We start from the raw sequence: 17,315 nt of genomic DNA, 5'->3' as shown, positions 1-17,315 counted from the left end.
CTGAAACAAAGCTAAAATAGGGGATCTTCCCGCCTATTTACAAGGTTTTTATAGATATATAAGATAGATTATTGATTTACAAAATAGTGGTAGAATATCTAAAATAATTGCTCAATAAAAAATTAATATTGCTTGGCAGCAATTACAAATTAGAAAATTAAAACTTGGAATTTTTCATAATTTAGAAAAGCAAGCTCCGTAGCGATATATTGTTCTACTATTTTGAACTTTGTATTCATACAATAGTAGTTAATATTTTTATGCTTGCCTTGCAGACAAATTTATTAGAACATTAACTGACTTTTAACTTGAATAAGATTATATGCAGATAAAACACAAACTTTATCTATATTCGTCTCTGGCGCAATTGGGATTAATTAAAAAAAGTTATATCGCCAAAATTATGTTGGTGGCATTTATTGGTACTCACGTACCTCTGTTAACTTTAATCATCAGTTTTGTTACTTCTAACTCCTATTCTTGGGAGATAGCAATGCGTGTCTTGCTAATTGCCCTCTTAGCAACCCTAGTAGGGACAGCAGCGACTATTTTTGTATTGCATTATCTCCTCGCTCCTGTGATTTTGACATCTGCTGCATTACAAGACTATTTACATCACAAAAAATTACCCGAACTCCCGACAGAATTTGCCGATGAGGCAGGCACATTAATGGCAGATACCTCACAAACTCTCTATAAATTAGATGAGTTGATTCACCAGATCAGTAATTATGATAATTTGACTGGATTGCCTAATCGAGATTTATTCCGCGATCGCCTCTACCATAATGTATCGCAATCTCAGAATTACCAGCAGCTTGTAGCTGTGCTTTTGTTAGGAATTGATGATTTTACTGGTATCAGTCATGCTTTAGGGCATGAAACTGGCAATCAGTTATTGAGAACAGTAGCCCAACGTTTGAACAGTGGACTGGGTAAAACAGATATATTAGCCCATTTAAATCAAGATGAGTTTGCGATCGCTTGTACAAATATACTTTCGTTTGAAAGCGTAATTAAGCGATCGCAGCTATTACTGAGTACCCTATCTAAGCCGTTTGCGATCGAAGGCCAGCAAATTCATCTTACAGCTAGCATTGGGATTGCCATTAATGAAATAAGCGATGTCTCCGACAACCCCAGCGGGGAACGCAATAGTGTAGATCGACTACTGCAACAAGCTCACATTGCACTATACCAAGCAAAACAGCAAGGGCGCAGTCAATATCAATTTTATTCGCCGGAAATGAACGCGCAGTTGCAGGAGAGATTGACCTTAGAAAACGAATTACGCGGAGCGCTGGAGCGCGGTGAAATGGTAGTTTATTACCAACCCTTAGTAGATATACACACCAGACAAATTACAGCGCTAGAAGCACTAGTGCGCTGGCAGCATCCTACCAGAGGTTTGGTTTCTCCAGCAAAGTTTATTCCTATTGCTGAAGATAACGGTTTAATTGTAGCCATTGGTGAATGGGTTTTGCGAACCGCCTGCGCCCAAAATCGTGCTTGGCAACTTGCCGGACTGCAACAAATTCGGATGTCAGTGAACCTTTCAGCGCGACAGTTTGAACTACCAAATTTAGTCGAGGTTGTCAGACAAGTTCTGCAAGAAACAGAATTGCCAGCATCTTACTTAGAATTGGAGGTGACGGAAAGCTTTTTAATGGGAAATATTCAACATTCTGTTAATACTCTCAAGCAATTACGAGAATTAGGAATATGGATAGCTTTAGATGACTTTGGCACTGGTTATTCTTCCTTAAACTATCTCAAGCGCTTTCCTGTAAATATGCTCAAAATCGATCGGTCATTTGTGCAAGATGTGACATCTAATCCTGATAGCGCTGCTGTCACTAATGCCATTATTGCTCTAGCTAAAAGCCTCCAGTTAAAGATTACAGCCGAGGGGATAGAAACTCAACAACAGCTAGAATATTTACAAGAGCGTGGGTGTCAAGAAGGTCAAGGATTCTACTTTGGTATCCCGGCTCCTGCTGACAGAATCACTGACCTGCTGAAGCAAAATTGTCAGCCAATTAAGGAGGCTGCATAATTACATACAGCAGAATCTAACATACAGCAGAATCTAGAAGTAAAACAATCTTAATGTTGGGAATTTAGGAGAGAAACTCTTTAATCCAAATTGAAAATTTAAAATCTCAAATTCTGCGATACAGCAGCAGAGTGTAATGGCAACTTTACTGTCACTGTTGTGCCTATATCTTGCTTACTTTCTATTTGAATCTGTCCCCCATGTAAATCCACGCACTTTTTCACAATAGCCAGCCCTAACCCTGTTCCTTTAATTGTCCTCACGTTACTGGCGCGGTAAAAAGTTTGAAATAGATGCGATTGATCCTTGAGAGGAATTCCTCTACCTCGATCGTGAATTTTAAAAGTTGCAATATTATCCTGACAGGTCAACTCAAACAAAACATTGCTCTGAGGTGGCGAATACTTAATAGCATTAGAAAGTAAATTAGTGAAGATACAATTGAGTAGTTCTTCATCCATTTCAGCTTCTGGGCGTTCTCCTTGAAAAGTGAAAATAATATTGTGCTGGCTACCTGCACTGAGTTGGAAACTTTCTGTAAGTTCGCTACAAAAATTTTCTAAATTTAAAAGTTGCGGATAGAGTTCTTGTTTAGATGCTTCAGTTCTACTTAAGAACAGTATCTCATCTAAAAGTTCAATTGTCTGGTTAATAGCTTTTTGAATTCTACTAAAGTATTTAGCGCGACGCTCATCCGTGAGTTGATCGTTGTTATATTGCAGCATCTCTATTGCTGTGCGAATCGTCGTCATGGGAGTACGAAACTCGTGGGAAACCATCGCCACAAAGTTTGACTTTAACTCGTTGAGTTCCTGCTCTTTTGCTAGGGCTTGACGAGTACGTTCTTCACTTTCTCGTAATTTGTTGAGAATTTCGCCCCGTTCTATTGCATGGCGAATCGACCGCAATAATCGTTGGATTGTAATTTGGTCTTTGACAAGATAGTCTTGCGCTCCTTCGGTCATGGCTTGAAGTGCTAAATCTTCATCATCAAGCCCAGTTAATACTACAACTGGAATATCAGGTACTGCTGTGCGATATTCTTTTACTGTATCTAATCCCATAGAGTCGGGAAGGTAGAGATCTAACAAAACGACATCGAATTGGTGTTGGCGAAAACTCTCACTTTGAAAATCATCCGGAGTTTTTCTCGTATTTTCTCTACTAATATCTATCGCCTCAGATAACCTCTCAACATGGGTCATCTGCCATTCTCCCGGATTTGCACGTGACAAAATCTGACGCAGCAACATGGCATCAGTAGGGCTATCTTCTACCAGTAGGATGTGAATTGTTGTCTTTTCCATAAGGTAGGCTTTCATCAATTTGGTAGATAATTTCCTGGTTTTGCTGCTGCCACACTCTATTTACAACGCTGCTAATCGAGATTAAATACAGACTTATCTGTGTTTCTTAATGTTTATATGCAGTTATATATATTTTATTAATATTCTGTTACATAAAATTTCCAGCTAAACGACTGTATTTATCTGTAATTACAGAATTTTTCTAACTTGCTAGTCTCGTGGAAAAGCCACTGCTGCCAACCAGAAGTCTTGCATCAATTGCACAACCTCGATGAATTGGTAGACATCGATAGGTTTGGTAACGTAGCAATTAGCACTGAGATTATAAGAACGGAGAATATCATGTTCGTCTGTTGAGGTTGTGAGGATGACAACAGGAATCCGTTTGAGGTCTGGGTCGGATTTTACTTCTGTGAGAACTTCGCGCCCATCCAAACCGGGCAGATTTAGGTCGAGCAAGATTAAATCTGGACGAGGAGCGTTGGTATATTCACCTTCTTGGCGTAGGTAGTTCATCGCTGTTTCACCGTCCTCAACCCAGTGCAGGTTGTTGGCAATCTTGGCCTTCTGGAAGCCTTTAATGGTCAGGTGGGCATCGCTAGGAGAGTCTTCTACTAACAAAATTTCAATGCATCGGAATGTTTGATTGTTCATTATCCTCAGTATTACTTATAAGTATTGTAAGCACTTTATACATTACATCTAATTTTTATTGAGTGTAAAATAAAATGTTGTTCCTATTCCTAACTGAGATTCTGCCCAAATTCGCCCACCGTGGCGCTCAACAATTTTTTTGCAGATAGCAAGACCAATACCAGTACCAGCAAATTCCCGACGGGTATGCAAGCGGCGAAAGACTTCAAAAATACGTTCAAGATATTGGGGTTTAATACCGATGCCATTATCTTTTACCCAAAAGAGCCAATCAGGATTAGGTTCGAGGTTTTCTGCTGTTTTGGCTACACCGATATGAATTTGGGGTGACTCACCTTGGCGAAACTTGATGGCATTACCGATGAGATTTTGAAATAGTTGTACTAGTTGGGTTTTATCGGCAAGTACAGTCGGCAAAGGGTCATGAGTAATCATCGCCTGACTTTCTGCGATCGCTACTTGTAAATTACTCAGCGCTTGATGAAGTACGATATTACAATCAGTGGCGACAAATGCTTGACCGCGAGTTCCCACACGGGAGAAAGCCAGCAAATCTTGAATTAACTGCCGCATCCTGGTTGCGCCATCAACAATGTAAGTCAAGTATTCTCGTGCCGACTCGTCCAGGCACTCTTGATATTCTTGCCCTAATAATTGGCTATAGCCAGCTACGGCGCGTAATGGTTCTTGTAAATCGTGAGAAGCCACATAGGCAAACTGCTCTAACTCTTGGTTAGAACGTTTGAGATCCTCATTCAATTTATATAATTCTGCTGTGCGTTCTGCAACTTTAATTTCTAACTCTACTTTTGCCTGTTTTAGTGCCTCATCCGCAAGTTTTCTCTCGGTAATATCGGTGTGAGTACCCACCCACTCTATAATCTGTTCATTCGCATCTAATACAGGAATTGCGCGGACTGCAAAAAATCGATAACTACCATCAGTAACTCGCACGCGATGTTCTACATTGTAAATACTCTTTTGTGCGAATGCTTGATTCCAAATAGACTCTGTTAACTGTCTATCTTCAGGATGAATTGCATCCAGCCAACCCCAATCTTTTACTTCTTCTTCACTTTGCCCAGTCAAAGTTCTCCAAGAAGAAAACTCTTTTGGTAAACCATGAGCATCAGCTATCCAAACTGCTTGAGCAGTAGCAATAACTAGCGAGCGATAACGTTTTTCGCTTTCTTCTAAGGTAATTTCTGCGAGTTTGCGACGAGTGATATCTTGAAAGAAAATTGAGAGTCCTTCTTTTGCAGGATAAATGCGATTTTCAAACCAGCGATCCCAAGGTGGATAATATTCTTCAATTTCAAGGACTCGCTGTTCGGCTACAGCCTGGTAGTAGGCGTGATAGAACTTTTGCCCCACACCTTCGGGAAATTCTTCCCAGATATTTTTGCCAATTAATTCTTGTCGGTTGCGATTAAAGATTTGTCCGGCTCTTTCATTAACGTAGGTATAGCACCAATTATTATCTAGAGCAATAAAAGCATCTGATACTGTTTCTAAAATATTTGCTAATTGGGCTTTGGCAGCTTGTTTTTCTAAATGAATAGCTTCTTCTGATAATGCTTTGTTAATACGAATTTGTTTATGTAGTAGTATATAAACACATATTAGCAATGCAAAACTCAAAGCGTATCCAACACTAATTACAAAAATAATTTGATTGACTCTATAATTTGTTAATGCTGTTCGGTGTTGCAATAAGATGATTTCTTCATCTTTCATTAATTGGCTAATTAACTGGAATTGTTTAGTTACTGTATGATTTTGCTCTGTAATGACTATTAATTTTGTCCGATCTGAAGAATTTTGTTTGAGTAAATCAATTAACTCTTCCAGTAAATTAAATCTACGATCGATTAGAGGTTTGAGAGTATCTAATCGGCGTTGTTGGTTAGGATTATCCCTGGTTAACTGGCGCAATGATTGGAATGATTGATAAACTTCCTGCTTGTTGGTTCCATAATTTTTGAGGTAATCTACCTTGCCAGCAAGCATAAAAGCCCGTTGTCCGCTTTCGGCATTTAGAAATCCATTATTTAAACGATCGAGGATATTTAAGATCTGATTGGTATGAGTTACCCATTGCTTGTCTTCCTTGAGCTTTTGCACGCTCCAAAAGGAAGCCGCACCCACGCTAGATAATAGCAGTAGTGCTAAACCAAAACCACCTATCACAAATTTTTCTGTTAGTTGTCTCATCGCCTCATTACAGAAGTGTTGCCTAGCATTCTATTCTCAATAGTAAGCTGTTAATAACATCCTGTATACGATGATATAACTAGAGGGTTACTGAAATATATTGAATTATGTCAACTATGGAAGCTATAGATAGTTTTAAAATAGCGATCGCACCAACTAAAACAACGTCAAAATCGTCTATTGATAAGTTTTGATTCCTAATAAAAGTGAGTGGAAAATTGCGCTCTCGATCGCAATCTCCACTCGAATTTGCTGAATTAGGGACAGAATAAAAAGATGCTGTTAGGCTGGGTTAATTTGACGCAATTGCAACTAATTAGCGAGATTCAGTTCCTTGATTGGGGCTACCTGCTACATTATCTTCACCTGGTGCTTCTGGCTTGGCAGTTTCTCTAGCATCGCTTTTTTCGGCATCACCAGTTTTGCGGATATCCTCTTCAAGGGGGGTTTGATAGCCACCAGAAGCAGTGGGTGTAGTACCTTCAGATTTTTGTTTTTGTTCTTCAGACATATTAAACTCCTTTAATTTGTTCTTGGCTACATTTTAAGAACAACCGGAGTGTAAATTTATCTATCTAGAATATAGTTCTGTTTGCTTCATCCCTCTATCGGAAGTAATGTTTAGTGATACTCATCAAATATCTTTTGATAAATTGAAACTGCTTCTAGTGGCTAAGAAGTAAGCCAGAACGAGTTTCTAGAAGATGATATACTCAATAATCTTGGAGAATTTGTGCGGCGAGAACTGCTATTTTTTAGTAAATTTTCAGTGCGTTTGGTTAAGTATTAAAGTGTAATTGCTGCAATCTTCAATACATAATTAAAAGTAATGCAACAGAGCAATTTAGCTTTACCTTCTGAATGTATCCTCCGCAAAGCAACATCTGAGGATGATTGGCCGATTCGGTTGTTGGTCTTATCTGCTAAACTCGACCCAACTCAATTACGTTGGCAACAGTTTTGGGTTATTGAATGCGATCGCCAATTAGCAGCTTGCGGACAGTTACGTAGCTTCTCTAATATTCAAGAATTAGGTAGTTTAGTAGTTGCACCAGCTTGGCGAGGTCGTGGTTTGGGGAGTTTGCTCACACAGCATTTGATTGCTACAGCCACTCAACCTTTATATTTAGAATGTCTAGGTCAGCGATTGGCACAGTTTTACAGCAGGTTTGGCTTTGTAACCGTTGCTTTTGAAGATTTACCGCGATCGCTAAAACCGAAGTTTCGCTGGTCGGAATTGGGTAGAAAGCTGATTCGAGTTCCTGTGGTATTTATGCACTATCAAAACTTGCCAGAATCGCTGTGAATAGTTTTACCACGATGCTCAGTTTTCACCCAACGCGATCGCCTCTTTTGCACGCACATTTTTAAAGTTGTCACCATCATCACTGGAATCCAATGCGCCATATAGACCGAACCTTGAATTGTTGCACAAAGTAAAGACCATCCGCGCAAATTTTGATATTGGTAAAGCCCAGTAACGAAAGCAACTGTCAAAATGATACTGAGTAGGGTTTGTAGTGGAAACAGCACCGGGCGATCGCTATTAAATAGCGTCCAAAGTAAGTCAGGAATCAACCCAATTGGCAGCAGAAATTGTAATAGGAAAAATAATAATAAATCGATTTCTTTAGCCCAGCCTAAAGTCAGGATTTGCGGAAAGTAATCCAGGTAACGCTGATAGCCACCTTCAGCCCAACGACAATGTTGATACCAAAGCTGTTTCCAAGTTATGACGCCTTCTTCTTGAATTGTAGGAATGGTGAGAAATTCAATTTCAGTACCAACCAGATAAAGCTTGAAACAGAGATCCAAATCATCGGTGACAGTATTTTCATTCCAACCTTGACACTTTTCTATTAGTTCCCGGCGAACTAACATCCCATTACCCCGCAACTCAGTCATTCCGCCAACAGCAATGCGATGGGTTTGCAGAAAGCTATCACAATGCATTTCCATTTGCTGACAACAAGTTAAGAAATTTGTATCTGCATTGGCGATCGCTTTTCGTACTTGCACCGCACCTATGCTTTTCTTTTGGAACAGTGGTACTGTTTGCTGTAGAAAATTGGCACTCAGCAGCGCATCAGCATCGCAGATTAGAATAATCTCTCCTTGAGTGAAAGGAAACACTGCATTCAGCGCCCCAGATTTACCACCTTTAGATTCTCGTCTGTGAACTTGTAGCGCCGGAAATTGAGTTTGTAATTTTCTCAATATTTGCGGAGTTTCATCGGTACTACCATCATCAACGATCCAAATATCTAGGCGATCGCTGGGATATTTCAATTGCAAGAGACTGTAAACTAAATCGGCTAAGACTGCACTTTCATTTTTAGCCGGAACTAAAATTGAGACTAACGGTAAGTCAGCATTACTCTCAATTACCAAACTGGCTGGTTTTGATAGTAGCATTCGTAGCGTCTGCACGCTAAAAAGGATTGTTAATCCCACCACGAACCATTGAGTTTCTGGTCGCCAATGTAACAGGCTGACAAAACCCCAAACTAGTATAACTACTGTTATTGCTTTGAGGCGGCGATCGCCATTTGAGCGATTGATGCTTTTTCTCACTAGAATTACTATACTTTCTCAGTTTCTTGCTGAGGTATACGACGTAATAACAGCATTGCGATCGCGCCTAATAAAAAGCCACCTATCCCTGCTGCAACTCCGATTATCCATCTCATGCGTTTAGTAGCATTTAATACTGGATTATCTAGAAGGTTAGAAGAGAAATGCAGCGATTGAATTGTCCATTTATTTTGGAGTTTTTGTAGTACTGCTGTCCATCGCATCGCCATATCAGCAGCTTTGCCATCTTTAAAAGAGAAAGTGGCGATCGCATCTCCAGAAGAAACTACTGTCTCTGGCGAAAGAAACGTTCTAATGATATCTCCTTTGAGAGCCATTTTAATATCTTGAATCGTATCCGAGAACTGCTGATTCCAGTACTTCTCAAACTCAGGTACTTTATGAAAAACTTGATTATCAACTGTTGTAATCGTGAAAGTTGGGTGCAAATAAGGTTCAATTTGCGAAAAATTGCGCGTGTTCAAAGCTTGTAAAGCAATTTCTCGCGTGCGGATAATAGAATCGATTTCTTGTTGGTTGACATCCGCTAGAGCATATTGAGGTATATTCCACAAGACTAATACCAATAACACACTCCAAAGTAGTTGAGTGCATCTATGTGTCGTTGCCCATCTCTGTTCGATCATGTCAAAAACCTTTACATTTGGTTACACTTACGCATGATTTTTGAACGCTATTAAACAGGATGGACTTGAATGGCTATCTAGTCAACTGAAGTATGAAATTACTCTTTTTTTTGCTGAAAAAATACAGCCTAAAGAATTACTACATGAGTTGGATGTGGCTACTTCTGTTTTTGAGATACATTTTTCCACAATATCAGCAGAAGTACGGTAAGTGACAAAATGACAGTTAGCATTCAAACTACAGCAGAAATCCTTGAGCAGGTTCAGCGATCGGAATCAAATTTTGGGTTGAGGAATGAAGCTTGTCGTTCCCAATTTCTGGTTCATCCCCATACTACGCCAAAAGTGTTTTTGTTCTTGCATGGCTTTACAGCAGGCCCTTACCAGTTTGTACCGATTGGCAAAGCCTTTTTCAACAAAGGATACAATGTGTTAATTCCCTTACAACCCGGTCATGGACTCGCCGGGGATTGGAAGCGCCAAAATCCACCACCACTCCCAACAGATATTCAAACTTATCAAGAATTTGTGCTGAAGTGGTTGCAAATTGCCAAAAACCTAGGTCAACAAGTTGTAATTGGGGGATTGTCCACAGGTGCAACTTTAGCAGCCTGGTTAGCTTTAGAACATCCCCAGCTGATCGATCGCGCTTTATTATTTGCTCCTTATTTAGGGAGTCATAATCCAATATTTGACAAGCTAATTAAAATCCTGCCAATTTACTTTGAATGGTTTAACAAAGACGCATCTGGTAATTTCGGCTATAAAGGCTTTCGGATTCCAGCATTGCGAATATTTCTGGAGTTGGGAGAGAAGCTATTAAAACAAGCTCAAAGCAGTGTTGCTGCTCCTATATTAATGGTTTGTAGTGAAGGCGATCGCGCTGTTAGCCTTCCGAAACAACAGAATTTTTTCCACAGGGTACTCCAGCATCAACCACAATCCTGGTATTACTGCTTTGATGATTCATTGCATATCGAACACCGAATGATGACAAAAATGGAAGACAATGATTATGAGGAACTAGTCATTACTATCGCTCAAGCATTTGTGGAAAATGATTTAACCTGGAGACAGTTTCAACAAATGGCAACAAGAATAGTGCAGGGAGAAACTTATAATCAGATCGAGCAAGAATTAAATCTGGATCGCCAAGTTTCTCAACAGTTAACTGCAATGATGACTCAACATTTTGGTTGCGAGCATCTTAAGTGTATTAATCCATCTCATAAGTAAAGCGGAGGAATTAAAAATAGCTGGTTATGGCTGGCATTTGTCATTTGTCAGGGTTTAAAGCATAATTGAACCCAATATTTTGAGTTTTTGTTGGGTTTCACTGTGTACCCTGCTGGAAGGAAGCTATACAGATTAAGCTTTTTGACGCTACCTAAGTTTCATGCAAAAGTCGTAACATTCATGCAAAACCATGCAACCTTAAGGCTTAATGTTCTAAGCTTAAGGCTTAACGTTCTAAGCTTAAGGCTTAATATTTTAGCGATCGCCACAAATGCTCAAACTTTGCTGAAGCAGAGACTATCCTCAGGGCACAAGAATGTTATGTTCCTACCTGAAAATGCTGTAAATATTCAACTTACAAATTTCCTTTTGAGACTTTTTCAATTTGTTGAGCAAAGTAGCTTTCATCATACTTGAGTTCTTGTGCTAACTCTAATCCCTTTTGAAAAGCTGCTAATGCTTGAGGATACTGTTTGCGTTCTAGATAAATTTGTCCTATTTGGTCATAGGCTTGCATCATACCGTAAAAGTTGGCAGCTTGTGTTTGCGCTTCTACTAAGATTTGACTAGTTTGCAAAGCATCATCGATTTGCCCCTGAGAACGGTAAAGTGTAATTAATTGCTGTAAAGCTTCACCTGCATCAACATACTGCTGTAATTCCCAAGCTGTAGTATAAGCCTCTTGATAGTTTTTAAATGCTGCGGCTAGTAAACTAGGATTTTCCTTGGCTAATGCTTGGTAATTTGAAGCGATCGCCATTTTTAACTTTGGTAATTGAGTCGTATTATTTTCACTGACGTAAATTTCCGCCAGCTTACTCAATGTATTTATCGATTGTTGGCGTTCTTTTGCTTGTTCGTAAATATAAGCTAGCTCTTGCAAATATGCTACTTTATTGAGGTTATCGCCTTGAGCAGTAGCCAAACCCAACAATTCTTGATATGTAGATGCGGCTTTCGGATAATCGAACCAAGCCAGATGTACTTCTCCCATCGTTTTGAGAGTATCTACAATTGCGGCTGTATCTTTTTGCTGTTTTACTGTTGCTAAAACTCGATCGTAAACTTCCAGCGCCAATTGAGGCGATCGCACATTTTGATAAGCTTCACCAAGCGATCGCAACAATTGTAAATCAACTAATGGCTGAGATAGTACCTGTTTTTGAACAGTTTGCAAGCGTTGAGTAATGTACTGTACCTCTTCGCGATTATTTTGATTAAAAGCGATCGCACCCACTCGCGACAATGCCTGCACCTCAGATAAAGAACCAAATAAGCGACGCAAACGCAGTTCTCGGTTCCAAATCTCAAACGCAGCCACTTGATCGCCAACTTCCAACTTAGCCTTAGCAGTTTCATTTAAGCGATCGATTTGCGGTGCTAACTGTTGCAGTTGTTCCGGAGTTAACTTTTGTGGATCTACCAACGGTGATAGTAAGGGATCGGGCGTAATTTTCTCTAGTGGGCTAGGAGGAAATTTATCTGGCTGTTTTGGCTTTTGGCTCTGCGCCAGCGTTAAAGAACTGCTAAACTGCCAGATGATAGCAGCAGTCATAATCATACTTAAGCGACTTAGCATAGGTTGTTTACTCTGAGTCAGTTGCATAGACAGTCATTAGGCAATAGAATTTTTTAGACGCATAAAACAATGGTAATTATCCCTGAAGGGATGAGGGAGTGTGGGGAGTGTGGGGGGATGAGGCAGAGAAGAACAAATGACTAATAACTATAGCCTTTTGACTTTTGACTGTTGACTCTGGACTAATGACAAATGACAACCAGAAGCAAAATCCTAACTTCAAAACGTAGGATCAAGCTCAACAAGTTTTACAATACTTCAAGAGCATTTTCCAGCAACTACTTGATTATTTGTAATGACTCACTCTACAGACATTGCTACCTTAGCTCGCTGGATGGCAGCTGATTTTAGCAATCAAGAACAAGCTTTTGAAAACCCACCTTTTTATGCGCATATTCGCGTGTGTATGCGTCCCCTACCTTTAGAACTAGTATCAGGAGTGAGTTTGTTTTTAGAACAAGCTTACGACTATGCACTCAATCAGCCTTATCGCTTACGAGTATTAAAGTTACTTACTGTAGGCGATCGCATTCACCTAGAAAATTACACTGTTAAAGAAGAAGAAAAATTTTACGGTGCTTCCCGCAATCTAGAAAAACTTGCCACCTTAACTACTGATGACGTAGAAAAGATGCCAGGGTGTGACATGATTGTAGAATGGACTGGCAACAGCTTTAAAGGTAGGATAGAACCGGGAAAAGGCTGTATCGTCGTTCGCAACGGGCAAAAAACCTATCTCGATAATGAATTTGAAGTTAACGAAGATAAACTTCTCAGCCTTGATAGGGGAAGAGATCTAGAAACCGATGAACATCTCTGGGGATCTGTAGCCGGGCCATTTCACTTTGTGCGCTGGAACAGTTTTGCTGATGAAGTGAAAGTATAAAGAATGTTAGAAATGGGTTCAACTAATTACCCGTGACTAATCATTATGGGGGTAAGACGCGATCGCGCTTAGGCTTTGAAGATAGCAAAAACTGCGATCGCGCTGAGTACAAAGACTTAATCTCTCCCCAATCGAGTTAAAACTCAGAAATTTCTCCAAATAGAGGATGCGTTTTTAGTTAGAATTTTGGTAATATAGTTAAGCGCAATTATGGCGGCATAGCCAAGTGGTAAGGCAGAGGTCTGCAAAACCTCCACTCCCCGGTTCAAATCCGGGTGCCGCCTTCAAGAATATCAAGTATTTTAGGGCTTTCAAGCCTTTTTTTATTGGGCGTTAGAGCAATTTTTTCCAAGCTTTGGAAAATTTTTGAGATTGTTTTGGACAATTTGGGCAGACAACTGGGGTAAAAACTAATGGGAATTCCTCTATCAATAATGCATGGCTAGCATTGGTTATCTAAGGAGTTGGGTAACTTCGTAGAGTAAAGCGACAAGTACCCAAGTATCTAAACAGATCGTAGGCGATCGCTTGCTGACTTTTTAGCCAGAGATTGCAAGTGCTATCCTCTGCTTGTGTTCGCTACTCAAACCAAACATTGATATTTGAGGTTTATTTTTGCCTTTAACCCCACTGTTGCATTTGGTAAATTTGTCGGGTCTTTACTTTTAACTCTTATTACTGATAAATTTGCGTTGCCTTAAGCATATGGTAAGTAATGATCAACTGGGTAAGAGCCAGAGGATAACTCTGAAGTGTTTCTCCTGTTGTCCCAGCGATTTTACCGAGTTCGGGATTACTTTCGCGATCGCATATACTCTTTAAATGCGGCATATCAGAGCAGATAATTTGCTCTAGCTTATTCACTTGATCTAAAGTGGCGTGACCATCTACTTCCAAGACATCTACAGGCTTACTCATATCTCTGTCTAGCCCCAGGCGGATTGCTGAGTCTAAATTACCAGCAGTAGAATTGACGATCTGGGTAAAATCTGGGTGGGGAATTGTCGGACGCAATACCAGCCGCACGTTTAGATGTCCGTTGATTTCATTTGCTTCATCTTCGGGTGGATAGAAACTGACAACTATATCTGACCATTGTCGCTGGGGACGAATAAACTGTTCTGAATCTGGTTCGCGTTTTTCTAATTCTGCTAGTACTTGTTCTGGAGTATAGCCTCGCTTTTGGGTATCGCGTTTAACCTTCCATTGAGCGCGTATTTGTTCGGGAGGTGCGAGGTAAACTTTCACATCATAAGCATCACGGGCAGCACGAGTAGAATAACCAAGTAATCCTTCAATAATTACGAATTTACTGGGTTTGATATACTGTGGCGGCTCAAATGTACCAGTTTTGTGGCTGTAAACCGGCTTGAGAATTGACTGTCCCGTGCGTAGCAGCGATAGATGTTGCTGCATAATATCGAGATAGTTGCAATCGGGGTGGAGGGCAGTAATACCAATTTCTGCACGTTGTTTGCGATCGTAGCGGTGGTAATCATCCGTGCAGATAATTGTGACATTTTCTGGCCCGAGTACCTGAGCAATCCCTCTAGTTAGCGTTGTTTTTCCTGCGGCACTGTCACCGACAATACCAAGAATTATTGGACGGCTCATCATACCCCTCCACCCAGAGTTAAGTAAGTCTAATAATTGAGAATACTCCTAATTCTAAAGGCGAATTTGTCTCCTAAGTCAAGCAAAGATGCTGTATGCAACATCTCTACATATATTGATGTGTTTACTTAAGTTGATTTTTAGTATTAGTTACTCGCCGGAACCAATTCTACATCTGCACACGAACCTCCTGTAAGGCGATAGTCATCTACCTGAACCCAACTATCTTGGCCTAATGCCCACAATCCGGTGAAGATGTTATATTCAGTTTCGCTACCTGTTCTAAATCAGAGCGTTAGCGGGGTGTAGCGAGGTAAGCTACCAAACTTGATTTCGGAAAATACTTTTTGCCTAGCATCTCGCACCCCAAAATAACCATCTGTCACATTCGCTGATGTGCGTACATAAGCTGTTAACTGATACTGAGTGTTTGGTTGAAGTCTCACGCGCTGACGGATGGCGTTCCATCCTGAAACATTTCGCATCCAAGCGTTGTTTTTACCTGCATTACTGTATCCCAATCCGCGATCGATACCAACTCTACCCTCCCCAACCCAAGGACTGCTGACTCTTTGGCTTGTCTGTCCTTCAAAATTTCCTTCTGAGAGAGGAGATGCACATGAAGCTTGAGCTTGAGTAGCGCCTAAACTGAAAGTAACTAGAGTGGTAATTAATAAGGCAAAATTAGCGATCGCGAACTGTTTGCTATTCATTGAGGATAATTCCAAAAGCCTACGAGTATAGAATATGTTCGCATAATCAGCTTTATGCAAATTTAGTTATTACACAAATCAAAAGGGTCAATCTAAACCATGTTTAAACTATCCCCTAAATTCTCTGCCTTACTAGTGATTATGACAGCGTTATTACTGTTATGTTGGCAGTTTTTTGATGCCAAGGTAGTTCTATCTGAAAAGTTCGATACACACTCTCTTCAGCAACCAACAATTATTGCAACTGCGCCCCTTCCTCCTAGCCTTGTACCTGCCGTACTAGGAGGCAAACCAGTTTATGTTTTGTACGTAACGCGATCGCAAGATACTGTCTTGGTGCGTTGTTACCCTGGCTATGAACCAACGATCGCACTTCGCGCAATGGGCAATAATCCCAATGCCAACAAGCAGAAAGAAGGAGTTATGACCTGTCGTCCCTCTGCGTAGAATGAACTTAATCCCAAAGTTTGCCTAATTCTGCCAGTCGATCGCGGTATTCAATGCGAACTACCCAATCTTCCGGCCAAGCCGCCATCCCTAAATAAGCGCCAGCAAACGCACCAGTTAAACAAGCAATTGAGTCGGAATCGCCTGCGGTGACTGCTGCGCGACGCAGCGCTGCTAATGGTTCTTGAGGAAACAGTAAAAAGCATAATAAACCTGTGGCAAAGGCTTCTTCTGCTACCCAACCATCGCCCGTTGCTAAACAAGGGTCAGCTTCGCGGTTTGGGTTGGCTAATGCGGTGTTGAGGCGGTCAAGCACAGCTAGACATTCATCCCAGCCATGACTAATAAATTCCTCTGGTGTATTGATGTAGGGACGTTGCCACAGAGAACCTAGCCAATCGCTATGATAAACTGTGCGCTGGCTCTGGGCATAGTTGTAGAGTCGCGAAGGTAATCCTTGGGGTTCGCCTCCTTGGACAAGATCCGCGATCGCAGTTGCGGTTAAGTCGGAAGCAGCCAATGCTGTAGGATGACCGTGGGTGAGGGCTGCTTGAAACTGGGCAATCGCCGCACGATTTTTTGCTGTTAATGGCATTAAACCCACAGGCGCAACCCGCATATTTGCACCACAACCTTTGGAATTTGCCCTAGTTGCTTGCTGCCAAGGTAGACCAGCTTCTAAATTTTTACAAGCGCGTAAACAAGTCATCCCAGGGGCGCGATTATTATCTGGACTGTTCAGCCACTCAATAAAAGCACGCCTCAGCGCTGCTTCTAAACTAGCTACAGTCAAGTTTGCTGAGGAAGCTTCTAATAATGCCTGTGCTACAGATAGTGTCATCTGCGTGTCGTCAGTCACCAGCGCTGGCTTGCCTAGTGGTTCTTGCGGCCCGTTGGGTGGAAAGCGACGGCAAATTTCGTCAACGGTTAAAAATTCTGTCACAGCACCCAATGCATCGCCAAGGGCCAGCCCGAATAAACATCCAGAAGCACGAAGCATAAAAATTTTTCTTGGTGGGCAGGAGTAATAGATAAATATTTATAAATTTAATGAAAAAAGCGATCGCTCTTTTCTGTGTAAGCACTCTAGTTGATTATAAAGACGGCAAACCCCACTTTGGTGTTACGGTTCACCCCAATTCCCGAAAGTATTAATTCTCATACATTAGTACAGAGTGCAATCGAATTAATCCATGAGCCAACTAGATACATCATCAAATTTAACCGCCCCAAATAAGGTTCGGGAAACCCCCCTTAATGGACTGGCTATATAAGCTCAGTATATATATCAGCATACTATGGGGTCTAAACCCCTAAAAAACCAAACCCAAGGTATTGATGCTGAACTGGCTGCTTTTATTAACACAGTTGGTTCAAAGAATTTAGTC

General features: G+C 40.8%; 15 protein-coding genes and 1 tRNA gene. 6 read left to right on the top strand and 10 right to left on the bottom strand.

The window, feature by feature from the left end; genetic code table 11:
- Positions 1-322 precede the first annotated feature (322 nt).
- A complete protein-coding gene (locus tag AACU33_RS22640) occupies positions 323-2,056 on the top strand; it encodes a putative bifunctional diguanylate cyclase/phosphodiesterase (protein WP_096590774.1) in 1,734 nt (577 codons plus the stop codon).
- Between the two features lie 98 nt (positions 2,057-2,154).
- Here AACU33_RS22640 and AACU33_RS22635 read toward each other — a convergent pair whose 3' ends face one another.
- The 4 genes from AACU33_RS22635 to AACU33_RS22620 all read right to left on the bottom strand — a co-directional run bounded on the left by AACU33_RS22635 (position 2,155) and on the right by AACU33_RS22620 (position 6,742).
- On the bottom strand, positions 2,155-3,363 hold the full coding sequence (locus tag AACU33_RS22635; RefSeq protein ID WP_096595352.1) for an ATP-binding response regulator: 1,209 nt from the start codon (positions 3,361-3,363) through the stop codon (positions 2,155-2,157).
- A gap of 210 nt (positions 3,364-3,573) precedes the next feature.
- Positions 3,574-4,017 (bottom strand): response regulator, encoded by a 444-nt coding sequence (locus AACU33_RS22630; RefSeq protein ID WP_339376221.1) that lies wholly within the window; start codon positions 4,015-4,017, stop codon positions 3,574-3,576.
- 48 nt (positions 4,018-4,065) lie between these two features.
- A complete protein-coding gene (locus AACU33_RS22625; protein ID WP_096590772.1) occupies positions 4,066-6,231 on the bottom strand; it encodes a CHASE3 domain-containing protein in 2,166 nt (721 codons plus the stop codon).
- Between the two features lie 316 nt (positions 6,232-6,547).
- Positions 6,548-6,742 (bottom strand): hypothetical protein, encoded by a 195-nt coding sequence (locus AACU33_RS22620; protein ID WP_096590771.1) that lies wholly within the window; start codon positions 6,740-6,742, stop codon positions 6,548-6,550.
- Positions 6,743-7,060: 318 nt separating this feature from the next.
- On the opposite strand from AACU33_RS22620, the gene AACU33_RS22615 reads away from it, so the two are divergent.
- Positions 7,061-7,537, top strand: coding sequence for a GNAT family N-acetyltransferase (locus tag AACU33_RS22615; RefSeq protein WP_096590770.1), 477 nt, complete (start codon positions 7,061-7,063; stop codon positions 7,535-7,537).
- Here AACU33_RS22615 and AACU33_RS22610 read toward each other — a convergent pair.
- Both AACU33_RS22610 and AACU33_RS22605 read right to left on the bottom strand, forming a co-directional pair.
- A complete protein-coding gene (locus AACU33_RS22610; protein ID WP_339376220.1) occupies positions 7,513-8,805 on the bottom strand; it encodes a glycosyltransferase in 1,293 nt (430 codons plus the stop codon). The two genes, AACU33_RS22615 and AACU33_RS22610, sit on opposite strands and share 25 nt — an antisense overlap.
- A gap of 8 nt (positions 8,806-8,813) precedes the next feature.
- Positions 8,814-9,452 carry a YybH family protein gene (locus AACU33_RS22605; RefSeq protein WP_096590768.1) on the bottom strand — a complete coding sequence of 213 codons (639 nt, stop codon included), beginning with the start codon at positions 9,450-9,452 and terminating at the stop codon, positions 8,814-8,816.
- 219 nt (positions 9,453-9,671) lie between these two features.
- Here AACU33_RS22605 and AACU33_RS22600 point away from each other — a divergent pair, with 219 nt between their 5' ends.
- Positions 9,672-10,688: an alpha/beta hydrolase gene (locus AACU33_RS22600; protein ID WP_096590767.1), complete on the top strand. Its 1,017-nt coding sequence runs from the start codon at positions 9,672-9,674 to the stop codon at positions 10,686-10,688.
- A 355-nt stretch (positions 10,689-11,043) separates the two neighbouring features.
- Here the strand turns inward: AACU33_RS22600 and AACU33_RS22595 are convergent, their stop codons facing one another.
- The gene (locus AACU33_RS22595; protein WP_096595351.1) at positions 11,044-12,267 is read right to left on the bottom strand and encodes a hypothetical protein; all 1,224 of its coding nucleotides are present in this window, start codon (positions 12,265-12,267) and stop codon (positions 11,044-11,046) included.
- A gap of 295 nt (positions 12,268-12,562) precedes the next feature.
- Here AACU33_RS22595 and AACU33_RS22590 point away from each other — a divergent pair, with 295 nt between their 5' ends.
- On the top strand, positions 12,563-13,153 hold the full coding sequence (locus tag AACU33_RS22590) for a chromophore lyase CpcT/CpeT (protein WP_096590766.1): 591 nt from the start codon (positions 12,563-12,565) through the stop codon (positions 13,151-13,153).
- 212 nt (positions 13,154-13,365) lie between these two features.
- A tRNA-Cys gene (locus AACU33_RS22585) sits at positions 13,366-13,437 on the top strand.
- 391 nt (positions 13,438-13,828) lie between these two features.
- Here the strand turns inward: AACU33_RS22585 and AACU33_RS22580 are convergent.
- Complete coding sequence (locus AACU33_RS22580) at positions 13,829-14,767, bottom strand: phosphoribulokinase (protein ID WP_096590765.1); 939 nt, start codon at positions 14,765-14,767, stop codon at positions 13,829-13,831.
- A 287-nt stretch (positions 14,768-15,054) separates the two neighbouring features.
- On the bottom strand, positions 15,055-15,480 hold the full coding sequence (locus AACU33_RS22575; protein WP_339376219.1) for a hypothetical protein: 426 nt from the start codon (positions 15,478-15,480) through the stop codon (positions 15,055-15,057).
- Positions 15,481-15,579: 99 nt separating this feature from the next.
- Here AACU33_RS22575 and AACU33_RS22570 point away from each other — a divergent pair, with 99 nt between their 5' ends.
- Complete coding sequence (locus AACU33_RS22570; protein WP_096590764.1) at positions 15,580-15,927, top strand: hypothetical protein; 348 nt, start codon at positions 15,580-15,582, stop codon at positions 15,925-15,927.
- 7 nt (positions 15,928-15,934) lie between these two features.
- Here AACU33_RS22570 and AACU33_RS22565 read toward each other — a convergent pair whose 3' ends face one another.
- Positions 15,935-16,927 carry an ADP-ribosylglycohydrolase family protein gene (locus AACU33_RS22565; protein ID WP_096590763.1) on the bottom strand — a complete coding sequence of 331 codons (993 nt, stop codon included), beginning with the start codon at positions 16,925-16,927 and terminating at the stop codon, positions 15,935-15,937.
- Positions 16,928-17,315: the final 388 nt, after the last annotated feature.

Origin of the sequence: Calothrix sp. NIES-2098, assembly GCF_963875125.1 — a bacterium.
Classification (GTDB): domain Bacteria; phylum Cyanobacteriota; class Cyanobacteriia; order Cyanobacteriales; family Nostocaceae; genus Aulosira.
Note: the sequence above shows the minus strand (reverse complement) of the source record. Positions and strands in the feature narration are given on the sequence as shown.